20 protein-coding genes and 4 pseudogenes are annotated in these 23,586 nt (G+C 73.6%); 14 read left to right on the top strand and 10 right to left on the bottom strand.

The features are described from left to right. The first annotated feature begins 439 nt into the window (after nucleotides 1–439). Complete coding sequence (locus LJ221_RS08970) at nucleotides 440–1,960, top strand: B12-binding domain-containing radical SAM protein (protein WP_241715223.1); 1,521 nt, start codon at nucleotides 440–442, stop codon at nucleotides 1,958–1,960. Between the two features lie 36 nt (nucleotides 1,961–1,996). After that, nucleotides 1,997–2,608, top strand: coding sequence for a LysE family translocator (locus LJ221_RS08965; protein ID WP_241715221.1), 612 nt, complete (start codon nucleotides 1,997–1,999; stop codon nucleotides 2,606–2,608). Nucleotides 2,609–2,723: 115 nt separating this feature from the next. On the opposite strand, the gene LJ221_RS08960 is transcribed toward LJ221_RS08965, so the two are convergent. Then, nucleotides 2,724–3,140: an MmcQ/YjbR family DNA-binding protein gene (locus LJ221_RS08960; RefSeq protein WP_241715219.1), complete on the bottom strand. Its 417-nt coding sequence runs from the start codon at nucleotides 3,138–3,140 to the stop codon at nucleotides 2,724–2,726. Between the two features lie 75 nt (nucleotides 3,141–3,215). On the opposite strand from LJ221_RS08960, the gene LJ221_RS08955 reads away from it, so the two are divergent. Further along, entirely contained in the window at nucleotides 3,216–4,406 is a 1,191-nt protein-coding gene (locus LJ221_RS08955) for a trans-acting enoyl reductase family protein (protein WP_241715216.1), read from the top strand. A 45-nt stretch (nucleotides 4,407–4,451) separates the two neighbouring features. Here LJ221_RS08955 and mmpA read toward each other — a convergent pair whose 3' ends face one another. Next, the gene (gene mmpA, locus LJ221_RS08950; RefSeq protein ID WP_241715215.1) at nucleotides 4,452–4,670 is read right to left on the bottom strand and encodes a morphogenic membrane protein MmpA; all 219 of its coding nucleotides are present in this window, start codon (nucleotides 4,668–4,670) and stop codon (nucleotides 4,452–4,454) included. 83 nt (nucleotides 4,671–4,753) lie between these two features. Here mmpA and LJ221_RS08945 point away from each other — a divergent pair, with 83 nt between their 5' ends. Further along, on the top strand, nucleotides 4,754–6,196 hold the full coding sequence (locus LJ221_RS08945) for a CoA transferase (protein ID WP_241715213.1): 1,443 nt from the start codon (nucleotides 4,754–4,756) through the stop codon (nucleotides 6,194–6,196). Between the two features lie 25 nt (nucleotides 6,197–6,221). On the opposite strand, the gene LJ221_RS08940 is transcribed toward LJ221_RS08945, so the two are convergent. Next, a complete protein-coding gene (locus LJ221_RS08940) occupies nucleotides 6,222–6,905 on the bottom strand; it encodes a DUF1707 domain-containing protein (RefSeq protein ID WP_241715211.1) in 684 nt (227 codons plus the stop codon). Nucleotides 6,906–6,971: 66 nt separating this feature from the next. Continuing rightward, nucleotides 6,972–8,453 (bottom strand): glycine hydroxymethyltransferase, encoded by a 1,482-nt coding sequence (locus LJ221_RS08935; protein WP_241715209.1) that lies wholly within the window; start codon nucleotides 8,451–8,453, stop codon nucleotides 6,972–6,974. 221 nt (nucleotides 8,454–8,674) lie between these two features. Here LJ221_RS08935 and LJ221_RS08930 point away from each other — a divergent pair, with 221 nt between their 5' ends. Together LJ221_RS08930 and LJ221_RS08925 are read left to right on the top strand one after the other, a co-directional pair. Then, nucleotides 8,675–8,890 (top strand): dodecin, encoded by a 216-nt coding sequence (locus LJ221_RS08930; protein ID WP_241715207.1) that lies wholly within the window; start codon nucleotides 8,675–8,677, stop codon nucleotides 8,888–8,890. Nucleotides 8,891–9,062: 172 nt separating this feature from the next. Next, entirely contained in the window at nucleotides 9,063–9,446 is a 384-nt protein-coding gene (locus tag LJ221_RS08925) for a GNAT family N-acetyltransferase (RefSeq protein ID WP_241715206.1), read from the top strand. Between the two features lie 58 nt (nucleotides 9,447–9,504). Here the strand turns inward: LJ221_RS08925 and LJ221_RS08920 are convergent, their stop codons facing one another. Then, nucleotides 9,505–10,833 (bottom strand): glycoside hydrolase family 16 protein, encoded by a 1,329-nt coding sequence (locus tag LJ221_RS08920; protein WP_241715205.1) that lies wholly within the window; start codon nucleotides 10,831–10,833, stop codon nucleotides 9,505–9,507. Nucleotides 10,834–11,276: 443 nt separating this feature from the next. Here LJ221_RS08920 and LJ221_RS08915 point away from each other — a divergent pair, with 443 nt between their 5' ends. The 6 genes and pseudogenes from LJ221_RS08915 (at nucleotide 11,277) to LJ221_RS08890 (ending at nucleotide 15,823) form a co-directional block, all read left to right on the top strand. Next, complete coding sequence (locus LJ221_RS08915; RefSeq protein WP_241715204.1) at nucleotides 11,277–11,600, top strand: substrate-binding domain-containing protein; 324 nt, start codon at nucleotides 11,277–11,279, stop codon at nucleotides 11,598–11,600. Between the two features lie 22 nt (nucleotides 11,601–11,622). Continuing rightward, a pseudogene (locus tag LJ221_RS08910) lies at nucleotides 11,623–11,916 on the top strand (oligopeptide/dipeptide ABC transporter ATP-binding protein); the annotation flags it as partial. Continuing rightward, nucleotides 11,913–12,891, top strand: a pseudogene (locus LJ221_RS08905) (ABC transporter permease). The pseudogenes LJ221_RS08910 and LJ221_RS08905, both read left to right, overlap by 4 nt. 3 nt (nucleotides 12,892–12,894) lie before the next feature. Then, nucleotides 12,895–13,926: an ABC transporter permease gene (locus tag LJ221_RS08900; RefSeq protein ID WP_241715203.1), complete on the top strand. Its 1,032-nt coding sequence runs from the start codon at nucleotides 12,895–12,897 to the stop codon at nucleotides 13,924–13,926. A 53-nt stretch (nucleotides 13,927–13,979) separates the two neighbouring features. After that, nucleotides 13,980–14,231: pseudogene (locus LJ221_RS23420) on the top strand (ATP-binding cassette domain-containing protein); the annotation flags it as partial. A 158-nt stretch (nucleotides 14,232–14,389) separates the two neighbouring features. Next, a complete protein-coding gene (locus LJ221_RS08890) occupies nucleotides 14,390–15,823 on the top strand; it encodes a GH1 family beta-glucosidase (protein WP_241715202.1) in 1,434 nt (477 codons plus the stop codon). Here LJ221_RS08890 and LJ221_RS08885 read toward each other — a convergent pair. Then, entirely contained in the window at nucleotides 15,795–16,748 is a 954-nt protein-coding gene (locus tag LJ221_RS08885; RefSeq protein WP_241715201.1) for a 1-acyl-sn-glycerol-3-phosphate acyltransferase, read from the bottom strand. The genes LJ221_RS08890 and LJ221_RS08885 overlap by 29 nt on opposite strands. A 31-nt stretch (nucleotides 16,749–16,779) precedes the next feature. Next, complete coding sequence (locus LJ221_RS08880; RefSeq protein WP_374228410.1) at nucleotides 16,780–17,631, bottom strand: GNAT family N-acetyltransferase; 852 nt, start codon at nucleotides 17,629–17,631, stop codon at nucleotides 16,780–16,782. A gap of 264 nt (nucleotides 17,632–17,895) precedes the next feature. On the opposite strand from LJ221_RS08880, the gene LJ221_RS08875 reads away from it, so the two are divergent. Then, nucleotides 17,896–18,897 carry a DUF3048 domain-containing protein gene (locus LJ221_RS08875; RefSeq protein WP_247719820.1) on the top strand — a complete coding sequence of 334 codons (1,002 nt, stop codon included), beginning with the start codon at nucleotides 17,896–17,898 and terminating at the stop codon, nucleotides 18,895–18,897. Nucleotides 18,898–19,017: 120 nt separating this feature from the next. Here LJ221_RS08875 and LJ221_RS08870 read toward each other — a convergent pair whose 3' ends face one another. Both LJ221_RS08870 and LJ221_RS08865 read right to left on the bottom strand, forming a co-directional pair. Continuing rightward, the gene (locus LJ221_RS08870) at nucleotides 19,018–19,266 is read right to left on the bottom strand and encodes a WhiB family transcriptional regulator (RefSeq protein ID WP_241715197.1); all 249 of its coding nucleotides are present in this window, start codon (nucleotides 19,264–19,266) and stop codon (nucleotides 19,018–19,020) included. A gap of 215 nt (nucleotides 19,267–19,481) precedes the next feature. Next, nucleotides 19,482–19,691 (bottom strand): annotated as a pseudogene (locus tag LJ221_RS08865) (dihydrofolate reductase); the annotation flags it as partial. Between the two features lie 692 nt (nucleotides 19,692–20,383). Between LJ221_RS08865 and LJ221_RS08860 the strand changes: the two are divergent. After that, nucleotides 20,384–22,408 (top strand): N-6 DNA methylase, encoded by a 2,025-nt coding sequence (locus LJ221_RS08860; RefSeq protein WP_241715196.1) that lies wholly within the window; start codon nucleotides 20,384–20,386, stop codon nucleotides 22,406–22,408. Between the two features lie 148 nt (nucleotides 22,409–22,556). Here LJ221_RS08860 and mgrA read toward each other — a convergent pair whose 3' ends face one another. Beyond that, nucleotides 22,557–23,522: an L-glyceraldehyde 3-phosphate reductase gene (gene mgrA, locus LJ221_RS08855; protein WP_241715246.1), complete on the bottom strand. Its 966-nt coding sequence runs from the start codon at nucleotides 23,520–23,522 to the stop codon at nucleotides 22,557–22,559. Nucleotides 23,523–23,586: the final 64 nt, after the last annotated feature.

The following is a 23,586-nucleotide window of genomic DNA, read 5'->3' as shown; positions in this document are numbered from 1 at the left end:
CAATCAAGTGATTCGTGAAGGGCAATACGTTGACACGGGGCGGGCTGTCGCCGGAACCGAACCGCCGCTGTCCTCGGAGATGAGGGATTGGACGATGCACGAGGGGGACAGCCGCGGAGGCGAGGCGTGCGTCCCCGGTGCCCGGGGGTGCGGTGAGTACGCCGCGCGGTTCCCCGGAGAGCCGGGTGGCCGACCGGTCCATCGTGACGCCCCGGGGAGATCTGCCGTGGTCCTCGCCGCCGACCGCACGCACACCCACCGGCATACCGCGGCCGGAACGGGTCGCGTTCCGTCCCAACCGTTGCCCGGCCCCCTGCCGCCCGAGCCCCTCCCACCAGGACTCCGTGCGGGTCCTGTCCCTCGTTGCTGCCGGGTGGTCAACGGTCGTGGCCTGGCCACGGCCCCACGCCCGCCCGCACCCCGGAAGGAAGAAGCCACCGTGAAGCACGTGCGGAAAGTCCTCCTCGTCAATGCCGGCACCGACGGGGACGTGTCCTCGATCGCCAACGACGGCACGTTCCCGGCCCTGGGCGTGGTCTCGCTCGCCACGGTCCTCCTGCGCGACCACCCGTATCTGGACGTGATCGCGCTCGACGGTCAGATCACCCCCATGCCGGAGATCGAGCGGCTCATCCGGGACTTCGAACCGGACGTCCTGGGCCTGAGTGCCCTGGGTACCTCGTATCTGAACACGCTTCGCTTAGCCGAGGCCGGGAAGAACGCCGGGGCCGTGACCATCCTGGGCAACGACCAGGCGGCGGCCATGTCCCGGCAGATCCTGGCCCACCGCGAGAGCGTGGACTACGTGTGCGCCGCGGATGTCGGCGAGTTCGCTCTGTCCGCCTTCATCGACGCCCTGGACGGCAAGCGGCCCCTCGCCTCCGTACCCGAACTGCTTTACCGCACAAGTGAGGGCATCGCTCACAACCGTCTGCCGGAAGTTCCCGCTCCACTCGTCAGCCCGGGTGGCGGAGCCCTGGTCAGCAACATCCTGGACGCCATCCCGATACCGGACCGTTCACTGATGCCCGCGGCCAACTGGGAACGCTACCGGCAGAACTACCTGGCCCGATACGGAGGCCTGCACGACGACGAGGAAGTCACCGGCGTCACGACCATCAACCGGGCCCGCGGCTGCGCACGCGTGAAACACCCCTGCCATTTCTGTGGCATCGCGGACCTGAGTCTTCGCTTCTCCTCACCGGAAGTCTTCTGGCACGACGTCCGGGCCGCCCAGCAACAGGTCGCGGCCACCATCTTCTACGAGGCGTTCGACAGCATGAGCAGCTCCCCGCGCTGGGTGGAGCGGCTGGTGGACGCCCGGCCCAAGGACATCGGTGATCCGAAGTTCTTCGTCTACACCCAGGCCGCCGAGACCACACCGCGCATCGTCGACCTGTATCAACGATTGGGTGTGTACCGGGTCAACATGGGCCTGGAGTCCGGCGACACCCGGATGCTCCAGCTGCTGAAAGGACCGCGCGACAGCCTGGAGAACAACCAGCGCGCCTGCGCCCTGTTCAAGGAAGCCGGTCTGCCCATCTACGGCTCACTCGTCCTCGGAGGCCCGGGCGAGACCCACGAAAGCCTGGACAACACCATCGCCTTCGCCCAGTGGCTGATCGACAACGAGATGATGGCCGCACTCGAAGCCCAGCCCCTCTACCCCGACTTCGGTGCCCTGACCGGCCGCTGGATGATGAACCCCGACCTCGCACGGGCCACGGCGAAGGACAAGGGCTTCGAGATCCTCGACGAGACACTCCTGGACGCCATGCCCGACAAGTACGGCCGCACCGACATCATCGACTTCGACGAGATCTCCATGGACTGGTGCAAGATCTTCAGCCGCGTCGGCTGGGACGAGCTCGTCGAGGCAACCCGCGCCATTCGCGGCTACGCCGACCGGCACGGCACCGTCTCCGGATCCGCCCGCATCTCTGACAGCCAGCTCACCTGACCCCGCCCGGACGGCCCGGACCGCCGAGGAGCCGATGTGTTCACCCTCCTGCTCGCCACCGCCTTCTCCTGTGCCCTGGTGGTCCTCACCCCCGGGCCCGGCGTGCTCACCGTGCTGCACATCGGCACCGGCAGCGGGCGCCGACAGGCCGCCCACTTCCTCCTCGGGCACCTGGCCGGCGACGTCATGTGGGCCCTGCTCGCCCTGCTGGCCCTGCGCTGGGTGCAACTCCTGTCCCCGGTGGTCTTCACCGTCCTGACCATCGCCAGCGCCCTGTACCTGACCTACCTCGGCATCCGGGCGCTGATGGCGGCCTCCGCACCCGACGGCGGCGCTTCCGCCTACGCGCGCCGCCCCCTCGCCCACGGTGCTGTGTTCGGCTTGACCAACCCCAAGAGCTACCCCGTCACCCTGGCCGTCTTCACGTCCGTCATCGCCGGGAACATCGACCTGCTCACCGCCGCCACCGTCCCCCTCTTCCTCCTTGCCAGCGCCCTGGGCTGCGTCACCGCAGACGCCCTGCTCGTCTGGGTCGTCGGCCTGCAAGTCGTCCGCAAGCTCTATGCCCGCGCAGCACCCTGGATCACCCGAGGCGTCGCCTTCCTCTTCTTCGGCTTCGCCGTCTACTCCCTCCTCCACCTCACATGACGGCCGCATGGCTTGCGGGCAGCACCCGCCCGGGATCCGCGTCCACACCCGGTATGAACCGGCCCGGACACCGCACGCTCACCAACTGGGCCGCGAACCCGAGCCGACACGGCCGTCAGTCGGCGTCGAGCTCCGCCACCAGTCGCCTCGGCGCGACGGTGCGGTAGCTCTCCTCGACCCAGTCGCACAGCAGCTCCGCTTCCGGTGTGCCCGGCCCGCCCAGCGGGATGGTCACCCACCCCGCCCGGCCGAGTCCGTAGCCGGTGAGAAGGGCGCCGGGGGCGGACATCGCGTGGGCGTGGGCCTCGGGGTCGGTGAGTTTGACGGTGACGGTGGGCGGGGAGTCGCCCTGCCCCGCGACGAGGTGCCCGAGGAAGAGGAAGACGAAGATCTTCCGGTTGACCTTGACCACGGACTCTCCCCAGGGGAAGTCCTCGTACGCACCGGGAAGTTGGAGGGCGAACTCGCGCACCCGCTCCCGTACCGCCTGCGCGTCGCCGCGCCCTTCGCGTCCCCCGGTCCGATCGCTCATGGCACCAGCGTAGGGTCGAACACCGACAGGTGATCCTGCCCCAGCCGTCCCTCTCATCACCCCAGGAGGTCAGGAGTGCCCCGCAACGACCGCGAGTACGACGTGGTGCTGTTCGGCGCGACCGGTTTCACCGGCGGGCTGACGGCCGAGTACCTGGCCGCCCACGCCCCCGGCGACTGCCGCTGGGCGCTGGCCGGGCGCAACCGCGACAAGCTGCTGCGGCTGCGCGGGCGGCTGACTCAGGTCAACCCGGCCTGCGCCGAACTGCCGCTGCTGCACGCCGACGTCACCGATCCCGGCTCGCTGCGCACGGTGGCCGAGAGCGCCGCCGTGGTGGCCACCACCGTCGGTCCGTACGTCGAGTACGGGGAGCCGCTGGTGGCCGCGTGCGCCGAGGCGGGGACGGATTACGCGGACCTCACCGGCGAGCCGGAGTTCGTCGACATGATGTATCTGCGCCACCACGACCGGGCCCACCGTACCGGTGCGCGGCTGGTGCACGCCTGCGGTTTCGACTCGGTGCCGCACGACCTGGGCGTGCTGTACACCGTCGAGCGCCTGCCCGAGGGGGTGCCGCTGCGGATCGACGGCTATGTGCGGGCGTCGGCGGCCTTCTCCGGAGGGACGTTCGCCTCCGCGCTGACGGCGATCTCCCGGGGCCGGCAGATGCGGGCCGCGGCGCGGGAGCGGCGGCGGGTGGAGTCCCGTCCGGCCGGGCGCCGGGTCAGCGCGCCGCTGGACCGGCCGCGCCGCAGCGGGAAGGCGGGGGTGTGGGCGGTACCGCTGCCGACGGTCGATCCGCAGGTCGTGGCCCGGTCGGCGGCCGCTCTGGAGCGTTACGGTCCCGACTTCCGCTACCGCCACTACGCGGCCGTCCGTACGCTGCCCGTGGCCGTGGGCGGCGTGGTCGGGGCGGGGGCGCTCTTCGCCGCCGCCCAGCTCCCGGCCGCGCGCCGCGCGCTGTCGGCCCGGCTGTCGCCGGGGGACGGGCCGAGTCCGCGAAAGCGTGCGGAGAGCTGGTTCAAGGTCCGCTTCTTCGGGGAGGGCGGCGGCCGTCGGGTGGTGACGGAGGTGTCCGGCGGCGATCCGGGCTACGACGAGACGGCGAGGATGCTGGCCGAGTCGGCGCTCTGTCTGGCGCTGGACGACCTGCCGCAGACCTCGGGCCAGGTCACCACGGCAGTGGCGATGGGGGACGCGCTGATCGGCCGGCTGGTGCGGGCCGGAACGGGCTTCCGGGTGGTCTCCGCCTCGGAGGGCCGCTGAGCGTTCCGGAGCCTGGGAAACCGGGAGCCGAAGGGTGACGGGCGGTCAGCCCGTCACCCAGGAGACCATGACGTAGAGCATGGCTATCACCCAGCCCACGGCGAGCGTGCCCGCCAGGGTGAGCGCCAGGACGGGGCCGCGCTCGAGGTCCGGGGCCAGGGAAGGGGCCGTTTCGGGGGTTCCGTGCACGTTCTCCATGATCCGCTCCATGCCTTTCAGGGTGCCGTCCGACCACGGCTCCCAAACATCCGTACGCGTACTCATCCGCGTAGGTGATCAAGCTGGTCGCGGGTACTGACAACGCGGTCTCCGTGCGGACGGACGGAGACCGCGGGCACAATGCGCGCATGGATCAACGCTCCTGGGCCCCGGTGTGGGCCGCGCTCGGCGGCGACCCCGGCCTGTGCGGGCGTGTCCGGTTCGCCCCTCGCACCTCCCCCGACGGGTCCGGCGGTGTGCTGCCCGCCCGGCTGCCGGTACGGGAGCTGGCGCGTTCGACCGTGGCGGTGTGCGCGCTGGCGGCGGCCGAGTTCGGGGCCCGCTCCGCCAAGGGGGGCTCGGGGACGGCCGTGCCCGGGGTCGGGGTGGACGACGGGGCGGTGGCCACCGCGTTCGTCAGCGAGCGGCATCTGCGGATCGACGGGCGCACGCCGTCCACATTCGCGCCGCTGTCGCGTTTCTGGCGCACCGACGGCGGTTGGCTGCGTACCCACGCCAACTACCCGCACCACCGGGCCCGGTTGCTGTACGCACTCGGTGTGCCCGACGACGGCGACGACGAGGCGCTGACCGTCCGGGTCGCCGACGTGCTGGCGGAGCGCCGCGCCGAGGAGGTCGAGGAGGCGGTGTACGCGGCGGGCGGTCTGGCCGTGGCCGTACGCACACCCGGGCAGTGGTCGGCGCATCCGCAGGGCGCGGCCGTGGCCCGGCTCCCGCTGGTGGGGCTGGAGCGGCTGGACGACGCGCCCACGCCGCCGCCGCTGCCCTCCCCCGGTCCGAGGCCGGGCTCGGGACCATGCGCCGGGCTGCGCGTGCTGGACCTCACCCGGGTCATCGCCGGTCCCGTGGCCACCCGTACCCTCGCCCTGCTGGGCGCCGACGTGCTGCGGATCGACTCGCCGCGTCTGCCCGAGAGCGCGGACGCGCACGCCGACACCGGGTTCGGCAAGCGGTCGGCGCTGCTGGACCTGGCGTCCCGCTCCGGCCGCGCCTCCTTCGAGGAGTTGTTGGGGCAGGCCCATGTGGTGGTGACCGGCTACCGTCCCGGCGCGCTGGACCGTTTCGGACTGTCGGCCGGGGAGCTGGCGGGGCGGCGGCCGGGTGTGGTGGTGGCCCAGCTGAGTGCCTGGGGCGGGCCCGGCGCCGGTCCGTGGGGCGGCAGGCGGGGGTTCGACAGTCTGGTGCAGGCGGCGAGTGGCATCGCCGTGGCCGAGGGCGGACCGGACGGCGATCCGGGAGTGCTGCCCGCGCAGGCCCTGGACCACGGCACGGGCTATCTGCTGGCCGCCGCCGTACTGCGCTCGCTCACCGACCGGCGTGACGGCGGGGGTTCGCGACGCGTACGGCTCGCGCTGGCCCGGACCGCGCACCGGCTGCTGCACGAGCTGGAGGGAGCGCGGGAGCCGGACGAGGTACGGGAGCCGTACGACCCGGCCGACTGGCTCGGCGAGACGGACAGTCCGCTGGGCCCGCTGCGCCACGCCGTCTCCCCGGTGGCCTACGACGGCGGGCCGGAGGGCTGGGCCCGGCCGCCGGGGCGGCCGGGCGGGGACGCGCCGACGTGGGGGTGAGGGTGCGGGGTGAGGAGGCGGCGGGTCAGTCGTCCCGGTCGTCACGCCCGCGGTCGTGCCCGTACGTGTGCCCGTGCCTGCCTTCCAGACGCTTGCGTTCACGGCGCTCCGCGCGCCTGCGCCTGCGTTCGACCCCGACGCCGCCCCAGAAGGCGAAGCCGCTGACCACCACGCGCGGCGCGCCCGGCTCCCCCCGGCCCGCGGCGCTGTGGTCGAAGCCGCCCATGACGCCGATGCCGCGCACGTCGACCTCGGCCTCGTCCGGGACGATCACGTTGACGCCGCCCATGACCGCGAAGCAGCGGATCTCCACCTCGCGGTCCTCGAAGTACGCCTCGCGCAGGTCGATCTCCCCGCCGCCCCAGAAGGCGAAACCGGTGAAGCGGCGGGGAGCGGTCCACGGGCCCTTGCGCACGAAACCGCCCATGACCGCCACCCCGCCGCGGGAGGTGGCGCTGCCGCCGAAGCGGCCGGCCCAGCCCCGGCCGGCCCGGGCGGGTTCGGCCGGGGCAGCCACGGTGGTGGTCCGGGGCAGGTCCCTGACCAGGGGGGCCAGCTCGCCCTGGGTGCGAGCGGCGTAGACGGAGTCCAGCCGCTCCTGGAACTCCTCCATGTCGAGGCGCCCCTCGGCCACCGCCTCGCGCAGCACCTCGGCCACGCGTTCCCGGTCGGCGTCGGAGGCTCTCATCTCGGGTAGATCGTCGGTCATGGCGGCAGGCTACCGGCCGGGCCCGCCGCCGGTCAGTCCGGAGCGGGCCCGTTCCGGACGGGGCCGTCAGGCCAGGTCGATGCCGGGGTAGAGCGGATGCCCGGCCAGCAGGTCGGCGGCGCGTCCGGCGACGGACTCGGCGATCCCGGGCTCCAGCCGGTACCGGGCCCTGGAGGGGGCGCCAGCCGCGGTGGTGCCCGGCTCGGCGGCTGTGAGGGTGGTGTGGATCAGGTCGGCGATCTCGTCCATCTCGGCCGTCCCCAGACCGCGCGTGGTCAGGGCCGGGGTGCCGATGCGGATACCGGAGGTGTACCAGGCGCCGTTGGGGTCGCGCGGCACCGCGTTGCGGTTGGTGACGATGCCGGCGTCCAGCAGCGCGTCCTCGGCCTGGCGTCCGGTGAGGCCGTAGCCGGTGACGTCCACCAGGGCCAGGTGGTTGTCGGTACCGCCGGTGACCAGGCGCGCGCCGCGGCGCATCAGGCCCTCGGCGAGGGCCGCGGCATTGTCCACCACCTGCCTGGCGTAAGCGTGGAAGGACGGCTGCCGGGCCTCGGCCAGTGCCACGGCCTTGGCGGCCATGACGTGGGGCAGCGGGCCGCCGAGCACCATGGGGCAGCCGCGGTCCACGTGCTCGGCCAGTGCCTCGCGGCACAGCACCATGCCGCCGCGCGGGCCGCGCAGGGACTTGTGGGTGGTGGTGGTGACGATGTCGGCGTGCGGCACGGGGTCGAAGTCGCCGGTGAAGACCTTGCCGGCGACCAGTCCGGCGAAGTGGGCCATGTCGACCACCAGGGTGGCGCCGACCTCGTCGGCGATCTCCCGCATGATCCGGAAGTTCACCCTCCGCGGGTAGGCGGAGTAGCCGGCGATCAGGATGAGGGGGCGGAACTCGCGGGCGGCGGCGCGCACCGCGTCGTAGTCCAGCAAACCCGTGGCCGGGTCGGTGCCGTAGCTGCGCTGGGTGAACATCTTGCCGGAGATGTTGGGGCGGAAGCCGTGTGTGAGGTGGCCGCCGGCGTCCAGGGACATGCCCAGCATCCGCTGGTCGCCCAGTGCCCGCCGCAGCTCCTCCCAGTCTTCCTCGGACAGGTCGTTGACGTGCCTGGCCCCGGCGCGCTCCAGGGCGGGGCTCTCCACGCGCTGGGCCAGGACGGACCAGAAGGCGACGAGATTGGCGTCGATGCCCGAGTGCGGCTGGACGTAGGCGTGGTCGGCGCCGAACAGCTCGCGGGCGTGCTCGGCGGCCAGCGTCTCGACGGTGTCGACGTTGCGGCACCCGGCGTAGAAGCGGCGGCCAGCGGTGCCCTCGGCGTACTTGTCGCTGAGCCAGTTGCCCATGGCCAGCAGTACGGCCGGGGAGGCGTAGTTCTCACTGGCGATCAGTTTGAGGGAGGCGCGCTGGTCGGTGATCTCGGCGCCGATGGCGTCGGCGACGCGCGGCTCGACGGCGCGGACCACGTCCAGGGCGCTGTTGAAGGCGGTCGACGCGGTGGCGGCGGTGGTGTTCCGGGCGGCGCCGCCGGTGTGCGGGGTGGATGCGGTGGCCATGGGCCCCTCCTTGACGTCCTCGACGACGGTACGGGCGGCCCAGGCGCGCGGCTCTTCGGCGCAGCGGGCTCGTACGCCCGGTGCGCGGGCCGCTCCCCGATGGTTGGTCCCATCCCTACGCGCCAGTCACGGCCCGCTCGGAGCCTAGCAGTCGCGGACCGCCCGGGCCTGGGGCACCGTGGAGACGAGAACCGATCGCCCCACCCTTCGCAGGAGGCACCATGAGCGACCACACCTACCGGGTGACCGAGATCGTCGGAACCTCGCACGAGGGCGTCGACCAGGCGATCCGCAACGGGCTCGCCCGGGCCTCGGAGACGCTGCGGCACCTGGACTGGTTCGAGGTGACGCAGGTGCGCGGCAACATCTCGGAGGGCCGGGCGGAGCATTACCAGGTGGGGCTGAAGGTCGGGTTCCGCCTGGAGAGCGAGGGGTAGGCCGGGGGCCGAACCGCCTCGGCACGGGCCGGCCGGAGTGCCCCTCCCACCCGGTTCACCCGTCCTGCCGGGGCGGGAGGGATAGGAACGCCGCCGTGTGGCACTCGGACGCCCGGAAGGATGTCCCCTTATCGCCTTCCGGGCGATACGGCCGTTCCCGGAGGAACGCAGCATGCCCACGGCAGCCACCAACAGCCAGGTCACGATCACCGACTCCCCGGCCCACGGCCGGTTCGAGGCCAGGATCGGCGCGACCCTCACCGGCTTCGCCGACTACGTACGCGACGGCGATCTGGTGATGTACCCGCGGGTGGTGGTGTCCCGGCCCTTCCTGGGCCGGGGCATCGGCGACCGGCTGGTGCGCACCGCTCTGGACGACGCGCGGCGGCGCGGCCTGCGCATCAGTCCGGCCTGCGCCTTCGTCGAGCAGTGGCTCGCCCTTCACCCCGGGTACCGGGACCTCGTGGCGGAGGAGGACGGGGACGGCGGACCCGGTTCCGCGGGCCCCGGTCCCGTCGGTGCGGGACCGGGGCCCGCGGATAGTCCGTCCGGGTGAGCCGCGCCGTCCGGACCGCCCCTGAGGGGGACGGTCCGGGGTGGGTGCGGGAGCTGGGTCAGGGGGTGCTCCACTTCTGGTTGGCGGCGCCCGAGCAGGTCCAGATCTGCGTCCTGGTGCCGTTGGCGGAGTCGCCGCCCTTCACGTCCAGGCACTTGTCGGCGTTCGGGTTGACGATGTCCCGGGCTCCGGTGACGACCCACTGCTGGGCGGCCGTGCCGTTGCAGTCCCAGATCTGCACGGGGGTGCCGTCCGCCGTGCCCGCGCCGGAGACGTCCAGGCACTTGCCGAGCGCCCGTACGGTGCCGTCCGTGCCGACGGTCCACCGCTGGGCGGCGTTGCCGTTGCAGTCGTGGAGCTGCACCGGGGTGCCGTTGGCGGTGTCCGCCCAGGCCACGTCCAGGCACTTGCCCGCCAGGCCGGTGATGGTGCCGGTGCGCCCGCCTCCGCCGCTGGTGACGCGGACGTAGTCGACGACGAGCTTCTGCGGGAAGACGGTGCTGGAGTCCGGCAGGCCCGGCCAGTCGCCGCCCACCGCGAGGTTGAGGATCAGGAAGAACGGCTTGTCGAACACCCAGCGGTCGCCGCCCAGGTCGGCCGGGGTGCGGCGCTGGTAGACCTGGCCGTCGACCGACCAGGTGATGGAGTTCGGGGACCAGTCGACGGCGAAGGTGTGGAAGTCGTCGGCGAACGCCCGGCCTCCGGGGAGGGTGTAGCCGGCACCGATGCCCTCGCCGCCGGAGTAGCCGGGGCCGTGCAGGGTGCCGTGCACGGTGCCGGGCTCGTACCCGACGTTCTCCATGACGTCGATCTCGCCGCTGTTGGGCCACCCGACGCTGCCGATGTCGTGACCGAGCATCCAGAACGCCGGCCACATGCCCTGGCCGCGCGGGAGCTTCATCCGGGCCTCGACATGGCCGTAGGTGGTGGTGAACTTTCCCGCGGTGTTCATACGGGCCGAGGTGTACTGGCAACGGCCGTACCAGCACTGGTAGTCGCCGGGGTTCTCCTTGCGGGCGGTGATCACCAGGTTGCCGTTGCCGTCGAGCGCGGCGTTGGCGTTGCCCGGGGTGTAGTACTGCCGCTCGTGGTTGTTGCCGCTGTTGTCGCCGGTCTCCAGCTGCCATCTGCGACTGTCGACCGCCGATCCGGCGGGCCCGTCGAAGTTCTCCTCGAACAGCACGGCCGTCGGGGCCGCCTCGGCCGCCCGGGTGGTCTCCCGGGCGGCCTTCCGGCCGGTCTCGCCCGCCGGGCCGGCGGCCGCGGTGCCGGTGATCGCCAGGGTCGCGGCCAGCGTCAGCAGTGTCGCCGCCGAAGCCCAGCGGCGGGCCCGGCGGCGACGGGGATTCCTGCCGCGGGGAGGGTCGTGGAGGGTTGTTGAGTGCATGACCATCACATCCGTCTGTCGTCCGGAGGATCCGGCGGTGGGGACCGCTCCCCCGCGCGGGCGGCCTCGGGTGATGGGACCGCACGGCGGCCGCGGACCGTGAAGCCGTCCCGTGCACGGTGAGGGCGCGGTCGGACGGGCGGGCGGATAGCGCTCAACACGCCAATCGCCCGCGTTCCAGGCTTGGTTCGGGCAGTGAGTCAACTCCTGGGAAACCCGGCCGTCAAGAGCTTGGACGAGACCAATCAACTTCAAGAAGTGAACGAGAGAGCGCTCTTGAGAGCGTTCTCAAACAGTGACATCCAATTTTGACGTGAAGTCTTGACGCTTATGCTCGCTGCCGTTTGACTCCGTGCCCATGCCCGGCACCGGCACCAGTGCCGCGGCCGTCCCGCCGCACCCTTCCCGCCGCCGAGCCGGGCCGAGCCGCCGAAGGAGTACCCATGCGCGTCACCATCACCGATGCCGCCCGTGCGGCCGGCGTCAAGAGGTCGGCGGTCTCCCGAGTGCTCAACGCCAGGGGCGAGGTGGACGGCCGGATCACCGGGCGGGTGCGCGACGTCACCGGCGCCCCGGGACATGCGCCCGGTTCGCGCGCCGTCGGACGGCGGGTGCCCGACGATGTCACGGCGATCGGCTTCGACGACATCCCGCCGGCAGCCCGCACCGATCCGCCCCTGACCACCGCCCGCCGACCGCCGCTGGCCGGCGGCCGGACCGTCCTGCCCGCCGAACCGGGGGGCCGCGTGCCGGCCCTCGCCCCCTAGAAGCCCCGCCCCCGGCGCCACTGCCGGTCCCGACGAACGGGTGGTGCTGGCATCCGCCCCCGACCCGGACCGGGTCACCGGAAACGACGGGGACGACGGGGAGAGTGCGGACCTGTCGGCGAACGAGCCGCCCAGCCTGATCTCGCCGCCCGCCGGCTGCCGCTTTCACCCGCGCTGCCCGCTGGCGATGGAGCGCTGCCGCGACCGGACCCCGCCGCGCTTCGACCTCGACGGCGGCCAGTGGGCGGCCTGCTGGCTGTACGACACCTCCGGGGCCGCACCGACCGCCGGGCCCGGGCGGGGGGCAGCGTCGTGAAGTTCGTCCTCCAGCGCCTGGCCTTCTACCTGCTGACCGCCTGGGCGGCCATCACCATCAACTTCCTCATCCCCCGGCTGATGCCCGGCGATCCGGTGCAGTCGCTGCTCGCCCGCTACCAGGGCGCTCTCCAGCAAGTCCATCGCCTCCCTGGAGGCCCTCTTCGGGCTCGACCGGGACCGCTCGCTGTGGCAGCAGTACACCGACTACTGGGCCAGTCTGGCCCGCGGGGACCTGGGGACGTCGTTCACCTACTTCCCCACCTCCGTCTCGGAGGTCATCGCCCAGAGCCTGCCGTGGACGCTGGCCCTGGTCGGCACCACGACCCTGATCAGCTTCCTCCTGGGCACCGGCATCGGCGTCTTCGCCGGCTGGAAGCGCGGCTCGTGGCTGGACGGGCTGCTGCCGGTGACCACCTTCATCTCGGCCATCCCGTACTTCTGGCTGGGGCTGATCGCCATCGCGGTGTTCGCCGTGCAGTGGCCGCTCTTCCCCGCCTCCGGCGGCTACGACACCTCCCTGGTGCCCTCCCTCAGCGGGGCGTTCGTCTCCAGCGCGCTGTACCACGCGGTGCTGCCGGGGGTGACGGTCGTGCTCAGCGCGATGGCCGGCTGGGTGCTGGGGATGCGGAACATGATGGTGACCGTCTCCTCCGAGGACTACGTGATGGTCGCCCAGGCCAAGGGGCTGCCCGAGCGCCGGGTGATGTTCTCCTACGCCGCCCGCAACGCGATCCTGCCCAACGTCTCCGGTTTCGCCCTCTCGCTGGGCTTCATCGTCGGCGGCACGCTGCTGGTGGAGATGGTCTTCTCCTATCCCGGCATCGGCTACGTCCTCTTCCAGGGCGTCGGCGCCAAGGACTATCCGCTGATGCGGGGCGTCTTCCTGATCATCACCCTCGCCGTGCTGGCCGCCAACCTCCTGGCCGACCTGCTCTACATGCTCCTCGACCCGCGCACCCGGAAGGAGGGCTGACCCATGGCCGTACAGGCGTCCGAGAGCGCCGCAGCCAGCACCGCAGCCACCCCTGCCACCGCTCCGCCCGCGGCCCGCCGCGACCGACTGCGCTTCCTGCGCAACGGCAGGACCGCGACCGGGCTGGCGATCCTGGGCCTGTTCGTCCTGCTCGCCGTCGCCGGACAGTGGCTGGCCCCCCACGATCCGTCCGCGATGAGCGACGACGTGCTCCAGCCGCCCTCCTGGGAGCATCCGTTCGGCACCACGCAGACCGGGCAGGACATCTTCTTCCAGGTGCTGGTGGGCACCCGCGGGGTGCTCGTGGTGGGCTTCGTCGCGGGTTTCTTCGCGACGCTGCTGTCGGTGGTGGTCGGGGTGAGCTCCGGCTTCCTGTCCGGCGTCGGCGACGAGGTGCTCTCCGCGCTCACCAACATCTTCCTCGTCCTGCCCGGACTGCCGCTGATCATCATCGTCGCCGGCTTCCTGCCGGACTCCGGCGACATGATCATCGCGGTGGTCATCAGCCTCACCGCGTGGGCCTGGGGGGCGCGGGTGCTGCGCGCGCAGACCATGTCGCTGCGCGCGCGGGACTACGTCCAGGCCGCGCGGGCCACGGACGAGTCCACCTGGCGGATCACCGTCTTCGAGATCCTGCCGAACCTGACCGCCGTCATCGCCTCCGGATTCGTCGGGACGGTGGTCTTCGCGGTGCTGTCGGAGATCACCCTGGCCTTCATCGGCGTGGCCGACATCTCCCACTGGAACCGGGGGACCATCCTGTTCTGGGCGCAGAGCAACCAGGCCCTCGGCCAGGGCGCGTGGTGGTGGTTCGTGCCCGCCGGACTGTGCATCGCGCTGCTGGGCACGGCGCTGACACTGATCAACTTCGGCATCGACGAGTTCGTCAACCCCAGGCTGCGCACCGCCGTCCGCGTCCGCGGCGGGGCCCGGATGCGGGTCGGCTTCACCCCTGTCGCCCGCGCCCCGCGCGGCGGGGCGAAGACCGCGAGGGAAGCGGGCGGGGCACGCGAGACCGAGGAGAGCACCGTATGAGCACATCGGCCACCTCCCCAGCGAGCGCCCCGCCGCACACCGCGACGCGGCCGCCCGTGCTGGAGATCGGCGGTCTGTCCGTCGACTACGGCGTCGGGGACGGCGCGGTGCGGGCCCTGCACGACGTGGACCTGACCCTGCACCGCGGCGAGGTGCTGGGCCTGGCCGGCGAGTCCGGCTCGGGCAAGTCCACCCTGGCCTACGCCGTCACCCGGCTGCTCTCCCCGCCCGGGGTGATCACCGGCGGGGACGTGCGCTACCACCCGCGCGAGGGGGAGCCGGTGGACGTGCTGGCCATGCCGCCCGGCTGCGCCTTCCATCCCCGCTGCCCGAAGGCGTTCGAGCCCTGCGGCCTGCGCACGCCCCGCCTCGTGCCCGTGCCGGACACCGGCACAGACACGGACACAGACACCGGCCGCAGCGTCGCCTGCTGGCTGAACGACGACCGCCGACCTGGAGAATCATGACCGCCACCACCCCCGTATCCCCCCTGACCGCCCCCGCGCCCGAGCCGGTCGCCGGACTGCCGGCGGACTTCCGCTGGGGGGTGGCCACCTCCTCGTACCAGATCGAGGGCGCGGTCGACGAAGACGGCCGCACCCCCTCGATCTGGGACACCTTCTGCCGTGTGCCCGGTGCCGTGGCCGGCGGCGAGAACGGCGACACCGCCTGCGACCACTACCACCGGATGCCGCGGGACGTGGAGCTGATCGCCTCCCTGGGCGTGGACACCTACCGGTTCTCGCTGGCGTGGCCGCGCGTCCAGCCGGGCGGGCGCGGCAAGGGCAACCCGCGCGGCATCGCCTTCTACGACCGGCTGGTGGACAAGCTGCTGGAGCACGGCGTCACCCCGTGGGTGACCCTCTACCACTGGGACCTGCCACAGGGGCTGGAGGACGCCGGCGGCTGGCCGGAGCGCGACACCGCCCACCGGTTCGCCGACTACGCCGAGATCGCCCACGAGGCCCTCGGCGACCGCGTCCGGCACTGGACGACGCTGAACGAACCGTGGTGCTCGGCGGTGCTCGGCTACGACCAGGGAGTGCACGCGCCCGGCCGCCGCGACTTCGGCGACTCCATGCGGGCCGTGCACCATCTGCTGCTCGGCCACGGGCTGGCCGCACAGCGGCTGCGCGCCGCCGGGAACGCGCCCGAGGAGCTGGGCATCACCCTCAACCTGGGCACCGCCACCCCGGCGACCGACGGCGAGGCCGACCGGGCCGCCGCGCGCCGGGCCGACGGGATGGGCACCCGCCTCTACCTGGATCCGCTGGTGCACGGGCGCTACCCGCACGACGTGGTGGAGAACCTGTCCGCCCGGGGTGCGACCCTGCCCGTGGAGGAGGGCGATCTGGAGGTGATCTCCACGCCGCTGGACGTGCTCGGCGTCAACTTCTACTCCGGTCACGTCTTCTCCGGCACCGCCGAGGACGGCTCCACGACCGGCGAGGACGGGCTGCCGGTGACCCGGGTCGTCCCACAGGGCCGACCGCGCACGGCGATGGGCTGGGAGATCGTCCCCGAGCGTCTGACGGAGCTGCTGGTGCGGCTGCAGAAGGACTACGGGCTGCCGACGGTGATCACCGAGAACGGCGCGGCCTTCGACGACGAGCCGGCGGCCGGCGGCGCGGTGCACGACACCGACCGCACCGCCTATCTCGCCGACCACATTCGCGCGGTGGCGGCGGCCCGCGGCGCCGGGGCGGACGTGCGCGGCTACTTCGCCTGGTCGCTGATGGACAACTTCGAATGGGCCTACGGGTACGCCAAGCGGTTCGGTCTGGTCCACGTCGACTACGCCACCCAGCGCCGGACCGTCAAGGACAGCGGGCTGTGGTACCGGGAGACGGTCCGGCTGACCCGCCGGGCTACCGGGGATCGGGCCACCGGGGGCTGACGTCCGGGCGGGGCACAGGTGCCCGCCGTGCCGGAGGCGGGCCCGGGCTGCGCCGCCCGGGCCCGCCCGTGTCCAGAGCCGCCTCCACCGCCTCCCGCGCGGCGGCGGCCAGCGCACGGCGGCCGGAGTGGGTGCCGGGAGGCAGCGACGGCAGTACGGTCACCTCGGCGACCAGGCCCCGGGCGGCGGCCACCCGGCGCAGCGAGGCGGCCAGTGTGTCCTCGCCGACGAAGGCCGGCCGCGTGTCCACCGTCTCCGCCGCGTCCGTGAGGCCCTTCCCGTGCGCCGCGCCGTGCGTCAGGTAGCGGATCGCCACCGGCTGCACGGGGACCCCGGCCTCCAGCGCGGCCTGGAACAGCGCACCGCGGAACGCTCCGCGCTCCCTGCCGCACCGGGTGCTGCCCTCGGGGAAGGCCACCACGGTCGAGCCCGCGCGCAGGGCGGAGGCGACCTCCGCGACCGTTCCCGGAAGGCCCATCAGCCGCTCGCGGTCGATGAACAGGGTGCCGCCGCGGGCGGCCAGCCGCCCCAGCACCGGATACCGTCCGACCTCCCGCTTGGCCACCATCCGGCCGGGCGCCACCGCGGCCAGCAGTGGTACGTCCAGCCAGGAGACGTGATTGGCCACCACCAGCGCCGGGCCGGCGACGGGCCGGCCCGTGACGCGGACCCGTACCCCCAGCGCGGCGGCGATCGCCGCGCACCACCACCGCACCAGCACCGCGCGGCGGGCCGGGGCGAGGAGGCGCGCGGCCGGTGACAGCGCCACCCCCGCCGGCAGGACGGCGGCCAGGGCCGCCCAGCGCGCCGCCCGCCGCACCGCCCCGGCGGCCGCCGGACGGCGGGGCAGGCAGCCGGCCACGGTGCAGGGCGAGAAGGGGAACCACGGATTCGCCCGGGGGTCCGTCCCGTCCGGCGTGCCCATCCTCTCCCCCTCCCTCTCCCCGCCGGTGCCGTCAGGCCGGGAGGAGGGAGAGGAAGTGCCGCAGGTAGCGCGGATTGGTGTCGCGCAGTGACAGCAGCACGTACAGGTCGGCGACGCCGAAGTCCGGGTCGTGGGCGGGCTCTCCGCAGACCTTCGCCCCCAGGCGCAGATAGCCGCGCAGCAGTGGCGGCAGCGCGGTGCGGGGCGCGGCGTGCGCGGTGGCCCGGGCAGTGGCGTGCGGCGCGGGCTCCACGCCCCCGGCGCGCCAGGGCAGCCGGGGGCGCACCCGGTGCTCGGCGGGGGCGAGGTGCCGCTCGGCGACCGCCGCCCACACGGCGGCGGCCGTCGCCCCGCCGTCGGCCAGCGGCAGGGAGCAGCAGCCGCCGAGCCAGTTGTGGCCGGTGCGCTTCAGGTAGCGGGCTATGCCGGCCCACATCAGGGCGATGACGGCGCCGTCGCGATGGTCGGGGTGGACGCAGGAGCGGCCCGCCTCCACCAGGTCCCCGCGCAGGCCCGCGCCGTCCAGCAGCCCGTCCAGCTCGAACTCGCCCTCGGCGTAGAGCCGCCCGGCCGCGCGCGCCCGCTCCGGCGGCAGCAGCCGGTAGGTGCCGACCACCTGCCCGGTCGCCCGCTCCCGCACCAGGAGGTGGTCGCAGTGGGCGTCGAAGGAGTCGGTGTCCAGGCCGGGTTCGGAGCCGGACAGACGGGCGCCCAGCTCCCCGGCGAAAACCTCGTGGCGCAGGCGCTGCGCGGCCCGTACGTCCGCCTCGTCGCGGGCGAGGGAGACGGTGTAGCCGCCGCCGGGAGGTGCGGGTGCCGGTGCGGGTGCGGAGGGCTGGGCGGGAACACCGGGGAGGGCGGAGAGGGTCTGAAGGGCGGGCACGGCTGGCACGGCGGAAGCGGACACGGCGGGTCCTCCTGGTCCGGGCGGCGGCGGATCGCCGGGCCGGCTGGACTTCGCGTGACCGCTCCGGGGAGCGTGGGTGTGCGTCGGCTGAACACACTCCCCCGGCGCGTACGAGCCGCGCACGGAGGTGTTGTCACCCGCGCGGGGCAGGCGGACATGAAACCGCCCGCCCCGGTCAAGGGATGGGGTGAAGGGGTCATCAGGCGGCGCGGCGGCGCCCTGCCGGAGGGACGGCGAGCGATGCGGACGGCTGGAAGCGGGCAGGGCACGGGACGGCGGGCCGTGCGGACGCGGATCCGGGCGCTGGCGGCGGCGGTGGCGGTGGCTTGCGCCGCGCTGCTGACGGGCTGCCCGGGAGCGGGGAACGGCGACGGGGAACAGGGGAGCCGCTCCCCGTTCACCGGCGAGAGCGTGGCCGACGCCTCGGCGCCGGTGCTCGCCGTGAAGATCGACAACGTGTCGGCCGCACGCCCCCAGACGGGACTGGAGCGGGCCGACATCGTCTACGTGGAGCAGGTCGAGTCGGGCCTGACCCGGCTGCTGGCCGTGTACTCCTCCGAGCTGCCGCCCTCCGTGGGCCCGGTGCGCAGCGCCCGGGAGTCCGACATCGAGCTGCTGCGGCAGTTCGGCGAGCCGGCGCTGGCCTACTCCGGGGCTCAGTCGGGGCTGGTACCGGTGCTGGAGGCGTCCCCGCTCCACCTGGTGCCGCCCGGTGAGGCACCCGGCGCCTACTCGCGGAGCGCGGACCGTTCCGCCCCGCACAACATGTACCTGGATCCCCGAGCCGCCCTGCGCGAGGCGCCCGACGGGGTGAGCGGCGCCTCCGACATCGGCTTCCGCTTCGGCCCGGCGCCGCGGGGCGGCCGGGCCGGGACCGAGGAGGCCGTCCGCTTCCCGGCCGCCCGGTACTCCTTCACCTGGTCGCGGGAGGACGACCGCTGGCTGGTGTCCATCGACGGCCGGGAAGCGGCCACCGCCGACGGCGACCGGCTCGGGGCCCCCACGGTCATCGTCCAGCGCGTGGAGATCCGCGACTCCCGGTTCCAGGACCGCGGCGGCAGCGTCAGCCCGTACTCGGAGACCGTCGGCTCCGGCGAGGCGACGGTGCTGCGCGGCGGCCGGGCGTACGAGGCGCGCTGGTCGCGGCCGTCGGCGGAGAGCGGCACGGAGTTCACCACCGCCGAGGGCGAACCGATGACCTTCGCCGAGGGGCGGGTGTGGGTGGTGCTCGCCCCGCGCTGAGCCGTGGCCGTACCGCCCGAGGGCGGTCCAGGGGCCGACACGGAGCGGCCGCCGACGCTGTCGCGGGCGCCGTGGACGGCTACCGTGCCGAGCCTCCCCCGTCCCCGCTCCGCACGGACGTCAGGCGCTGCGCCTGAGTCCGCGCCGCTCCTCCTCCGACAGCCCGCCCCACACCCCGTAGCGCTCGTCGTTGGCGAGGGCGTACTCCAGGCACTCGATGCGCCCCTCGCACGACTGACAGATCTTCTTGGCGTCCACGGGTGTCCTGCCCGGCTCCGGGAAGAAGGGCTCGGAGCCGATCTGCGCGCACAGCGCGCGCTCCCACCATCCGGTCAGCTGCCCGACCGGATCGGAGTAGTCAATTGCCATACCGGGAAGCCTGCCCGGCGCCGATCAACGTTTCGTCAACGTCCGATCAACGCGCGCCGGCCCCCCGTCGGCGCTCACCCTCCCACCTCCCGCACATCCGCGCTCCGGGGTTCGCGCCACCGGGCGTGTCCGCTTCGCCGAGGTGCCGTGCACGCCCTGCGCCGGGCGTCTCAGCCGGTGGCGCGCGTGTAGGTGAGGATCACCGCGCCGCTGCCGAGCACGGTGTCGAAACGCGTGCCCTCCGCGGTGACGGACAGCGCCTGCCTGGCCTGCGCGGGCAGTGTCTCGGGGTACTCGGCCACGAGGTGCCGGATGTAGTCCTCCGCTGTGGGCCGGAAGCCGTCCGGGCCGGTGAGGTCCGCGCCGTCCGGGCCCGCGATGAAGCCGTCGGGGGTGATGGCGGCGTAGTGGACGAGTCCGCGCACACTGATTCGCTTCCATCGGTCCGCTGGCGCGGTACGGCCCGGGCCGCCGGGTGGCGTGCCGGGGTACGGGGCCACTCGGCGATCATCGCACCGGACCGGTCACGCGGGTGCCGTTCCGCCGAACCGCACGGGCGTCCCGCGGCAGCCGGCCCGTGGCCGGTTCCGGCTGCCCTGTCGGCCCCTGTCGCCCAGCTCGCGCTCGGCCTGACCGACACAGCCCCCTCCGAGACCTTCCGGCCGTCCACCTCGGCGGCACCGCCGTTGAGCACTCTGCCGTCCGCCCCGTCGGCGGTCGTACCGTCAACCGCTCCCATGTCGACGGCCTTCTGACAGGCCGCCATCTCCTCGGCGGCGGGCTTGTAGCCGCGTTTCCCGGCGAGCGCAGCGTCATGGATGCCGTACCGCAAGTCCGTCCGTCAGAGTCTTCGGCCCCACCCTGGGCAGCTCGGGCGGCGCCTTCCAGTCGAATCCGAATTCGTCCATGCAGTCGCTGATCAGGATCGTGCGGGCCCTGAATATCTGAAGGGTGCCGGCCGCCCCGCGGCCCCATCACCTCGTTCTGTGAACGGTGTCAAACGCCGTAGTAACCTGCCCGGTGACACCGATTGTTCGAATCCCGGCGCTCCCATCGGAGCTTTGGATTCGAACAGCTGCCTAAGACAGCCCCGACCGACCCGACCCCGGAGATCCCGATGCCTTCACGACGCGCAGTGCCGGTCACCCTCGCGGAGATCGCGCGGATCGCCGGGGTGGGGCGGGCGGCCGTCAGCAACTGGCGGCGCAGGCACGACACCTTCCCCGCCCGGATCGGCGGCACCGACACCGGCCCCCAGTTCTCCCTCGCCGAGATCGAGCAGTGGCTGCGGGAGAACGGCAAGCTCGAGGAGATCGGCGGACGCGAGCTGCTCTGGCCCGGCTTCGAGGCTCTCGGCGGCCGGGACGAAGCGGGCCTGGCCATCGCCGAGGCCGGGCGGCGGATGTGCGACGGTGAGACTCCCGCGACCGTTCCCGCCCTGTCCGAGCAGGCCGGGGAACTGGTCGGCGAGGCCGTGGCGCTGGGGCGGCGCGAGGGGGCTCGGGAGGTCTTCGAGTTCCTGCTGCGGCGCTGGCTGGAGGCCCATGTCCGCCAGGTCAGCGCCAGCCCCCGGCCCCTGGCGGACCTGATGGTCGGGGTCGCCCTGGCGGCGCACCCGTCCCCGGCCGGGGACGGCGGGGCGACCGTGCTCGACCCGGCCTGCGGCGCGGGCCATCTGCTGGACGCCGCCGCACGGGCCCGGGCGGGCGCGGGAGCCGCAAGCGTCACCCTGCTGGGCTGCGACAGCGACCCGGCGCTGGCCGCGCTGGCCGCCTCGCGGCTGGCGTTCGTGACCGACGAGGCGGGCGGGGCCGGGGCGCGGGTGACGGCGGACGTACGGGAGGGCGACTCCCTGCGCGCCGACCCCCACGAGCGGGCCGCCGCGGACATCGTGCTGTGCAACCCGCCCTTCAACCAACGCGACTGGGGCTACGAGGAGCTGTCCACCGACCGGCGCTGGGTGCACGGCCTGCCGCCGCGCACCGAGTCCGAGCTGGCCTGGGTGCAGCACGCCCTGGCCCGGCTGCGGCCGGGCGGCACCGCCGTGCTGCTGCTGCCGCCGGCCGTCGCCTCCCGCCGCGCCGGCCGCAGGATCCGCGGCGCACTGCTGCGCGCCGGACTGCTGCGCGCCGTCATCGCCCTGCCGTCCGGCTGCGCGCAGCCGCACAGCGTCTCGCTGCACCTGTGGCTGCTGAGCGCCCCCGAGGGCACAGGGCCCGCCGAGGACAACGGGGTCCTGCTCGCCGACGCGGCGGCCGGACGCGAGGACGGGGTGGACTGGGACGCACTGGACGACTTCGTACAGACCGCGGTGCGTGCCTACGGCAGCGGGGCGGACGAACTGCCGGACTGCGCCCGGCGCATGGCCGTCATCGAACTGCTGGACGACGAGGTCGACCTCACCCCCGGACGCCATGTCTCCCCCGCGCCGGGCGGCGAGGAACTCGATCCGGAGGACGCCTGGAGCGGCTTCGGCGAGGCCCTGGACGGACTGCGCGCCGCGGGGCGGACGCTGTCCGCCCTGGAACCGGTCCGGGAGGACGGAGGCGGACAGCCGAGGACGACCGTGGGCGACCTGGTCCGGGCCGGGGCGCTGACTCTGCACGGCGGCCGGCAGCCACCGGAGGGGACGGTCCGCGGCGGTGAGCCGGACGAGGGCGGCATGCCCCTGCTGACCGTGCCGGACCTGCTCCGGGGCGGCGGTCCGACGGGCTGGCTGCACCCCTCGGACGTCTCCGGCCGCGGTGCGCTGGTGGCCATGCCGGGCGACGTGGTGGTGGCCGGGGTGATCCGCGCCTTCGCCGCCTGGGTGCACCAGGGCCCGCCCACCGTGCTCGGCGCCCAGTTGTACGCGCTGCGCGTGGACCCGGAGAAGATGGACGCCTGGTTCCTCGCGGGCTGTCTGCGCGCCCCCTCCAACGGCCGCCAGGCGGGCACCCACGCCTCCAGCGCCTCCCGGGTGGACGTGCGCAGGCTCCAGGTGCTCCAGGTGCCGCCGGCCGAACAGTCGCGCTACAGCGAGGTGTTCCGGCGGCTGACGGAGTTCGAGGAGTACCGCGGACGCCTGGACGAGCTGGCCTCGCGCCTGTCGCGCGACATCAGCGACGGCCTGGCGACGGGCCGGCTGTCGGCCGGACGCTGAGGCGCGGGTCGGGGACGGGGGACGCGAGCCGGCGATGGCGCTGTGCACTCCCTCCGGGTGGACGGCGGCGATCTCCGCGTCGCCCGGCCCGCGCTCGGTCCACACCGTCACGGAGACGGCCATGCCCGCTCACCTCCCGGAGCCCGGCCTAACCGGCCCGGCCGGCGAGGTGGCTCTCGATCTCGGCGAGCTCGTCGTCGGTGAAGTCGAGGTTTCCGGCGGCCGCGACGTTGTCCTCCAGCTGCTTCACGCTGCTGGCGCCGACGAGCGCGGAGGTCACGCGCCCGCCGCGCAGGATCCAGGCGATGGCCGTCTGCGCCAGGGTCTGGCCGCGCCGCCGCGCGACGCCGTCGAGCGCGCGGACCGTGGCCAGCGTCTCCTCTGTGATGCCCTCCGCGGACAGGAACGGGCTGGCGCCCGCGGCCCGGGACCCGGCGGGGATGCCGGACAGGTAGCGGTCGGTGAGCAGCCCCTGGGCCAGTGGGGAGAAGGCGATCGAGCCGGCTCCCACCTCGTCGAGCACGTCGAGCAGGCCGTCCTCGACCCAGCGGTTGAACATCGAGTAGGACGGCTGGTGGATCAGCAGCGGGGTGCCCAGCTCTGCCAGGATGCGGGCGGCCTCACGGGTCTGCCCGGGGCTGTAGTTGGAGATGCCCACATACAGCGCCTTGCCCTGCCGGACGGCGGTGTCCAGCGCGCCCATGGTCTCCTCCAGGGGCGTGTCGGGGTCGGGGCGGTGGGAGTAGAAGACGTCGACGTACTCCAGGCCCGTGCGGCTCAGGCTCTGGTCCAGGCTGGCCAGCAGGTACTTGCGCGAACCCCACTCGCCGTACGGGCCGGGCCACATGTCGTAACCGGCCTTGGTGGAGATCACCAGTTCGTCGCGGTAGGGGCGGAAGTCGCGGGCGAGGTGGCGGCCGAAGTTGGCCTCGGCCGCGCCGGGGGGCGGGCCGTAGTTGTTGGCCAGGTCGAAGTGGGTGACGCCCAGGTCGAAGGCGCGGCGCAGGATCGCCCGCTGGGTCTGGAGCGGCTTGTCGTCGCCGAAGTTGTGCCACAGACCCAGCGAGATCGCCGGGAGTTTCAGCCCGCTGCGTCCGACACGTCGGTAGGGCATGGCGTCGTAGCGCGTGTCCGCGGCGGTGTGGGTCACGGTGCTCCTCTGCGGGGTGGGCGGGGTG

The organism is Streptomyces sp. CNQ085 (assembly GCF_022614595.1).
In the GTDB taxonomy this organism is placed as follows: domain Bacteria; phylum Actinomycetota; class Actinomycetes; order Streptomycetales; family Streptomycetaceae; genus Streptomyces.
The sequence above is the reverse complement of the archived record's forward strand: the minus strand, read 5'-3'. Positions and strand labels throughout refer to the sequence as shown.

What these genes read in the sequence shown, in the direction of transcription:
- LJ221_RS08960 (WP_241715219.1), bottom strand. Translation starts at nt 3,140, where the DNA reads ATGAGCGATCGGACCGGGGGACGCGAAGGGCGCGGCGACGCGCAGGCG.
- mmpA (WP_241715215.1), bottom strand. Translation starts at nt 4,670, where the DNA reads ATGAGTACGCGTACGGATGTTTGGGAGCCGTGGTCGGACGGCACCCTG.
- LJ221_RS08945 (WP_241715213.1), top strand. Translation starts at nt 4,754, where the DNA reads ATGGATCAACGCTCCTGGGCCCCGGTGTGGGCCGCGCTCGGCGGCGAC.
- LJ221_RS08940 (WP_241715211.1), bottom strand. Translation starts at nt 6,905, where the DNA reads ATGACCGACGATCTACCCGAGATGAGAGCCTCCGACGCCGACCGGGAA.
- LJ221_RS08935 (WP_241715209.1), bottom strand. Translation starts at nt 8,453, where the DNA reads ATGGCCACCGCATCCACCCCGCACACCGGCGGCGCCGCCCGGAACACC.
- LJ221_RS08930 (WP_241715207.1), top strand. Translation starts at nt 8,675, where the DNA reads ATGAGCGACCACACCTACCGGGTGACCGAGATCGTCGGAACCTCGCAC.
- LJ221_RS08925 (WP_241715206.1), top strand. Translation starts at nt 9,063, where the DNA reads ATGCCCACGGCAGCCACCAACAGCCAGGTCACGATCACCGACTCCCCG.
- LJ221_RS08920 (WP_241715205.1), bottom strand. Translation starts at nt 10,833, where the DNA reads ATGCACTCAACAACCCTCCACGACCCTCCCCGCGGCAGGAATCCCCGT.
- LJ221_RS08915 (WP_241715204.1), top strand. Translation starts at nt 11,277, where the DNA reads ATGCGCGTCACCATCACCGATGCCGCCCGTGCGGCCGGCGTCAAGAGG.
- LJ221_RS08900 (WP_241715203.1), top strand. Translation starts at nt 12,895, where the DNA reads ATGGCCGTACAGGCGTCCGAGAGCGCCGCAGCCAGCACCGCAGCCACC.
- LJ221_RS08890 (WP_241715202.1), top strand. Translation starts at nt 14,390, where the DNA reads ATGACCGCCACCACCCCCGTATCCCCCCTGACCGCCCCCGCGCCCGAG.
- LJ221_RS08885 (WP_241715201.1), bottom strand. Translation starts at nt 16,748, where the DNA reads ATGGGCACGCCGGACGGGACGGACCCCCGGGCGAATCCGTGGTTCCCC.
- LJ221_RS08875 (WP_247719820.1), top strand. Translation starts at nt 17,896, where the DNA reads ATGCGGACGGCTGGAAGCGGGCAGGGCACGGGACGGCGGGCCGTGCGG.
- LJ221_RS08870 (WP_241715197.1), bottom strand. Translation starts at nt 19,266, where the DNA reads ATGGCAATTGACTACTCCGATCCGGTCGGGCAGCTGACCGGATGGTGG.
- LJ221_RS08860 (WP_241715196.1), top strand. Translation starts at nt 20,384, where the DNA reads ATGCCTTCACGACGCGCAGTGCCGGTCACCCTCGCGGAGATCGCGCGG.
- mgrA (WP_241715246.1), bottom strand. Translation starts at nt 23,522, where the DNA reads ATGCCCTACCGACGTGTCGGACGCAGCGGGCTGAAACTCCCGGCGATC.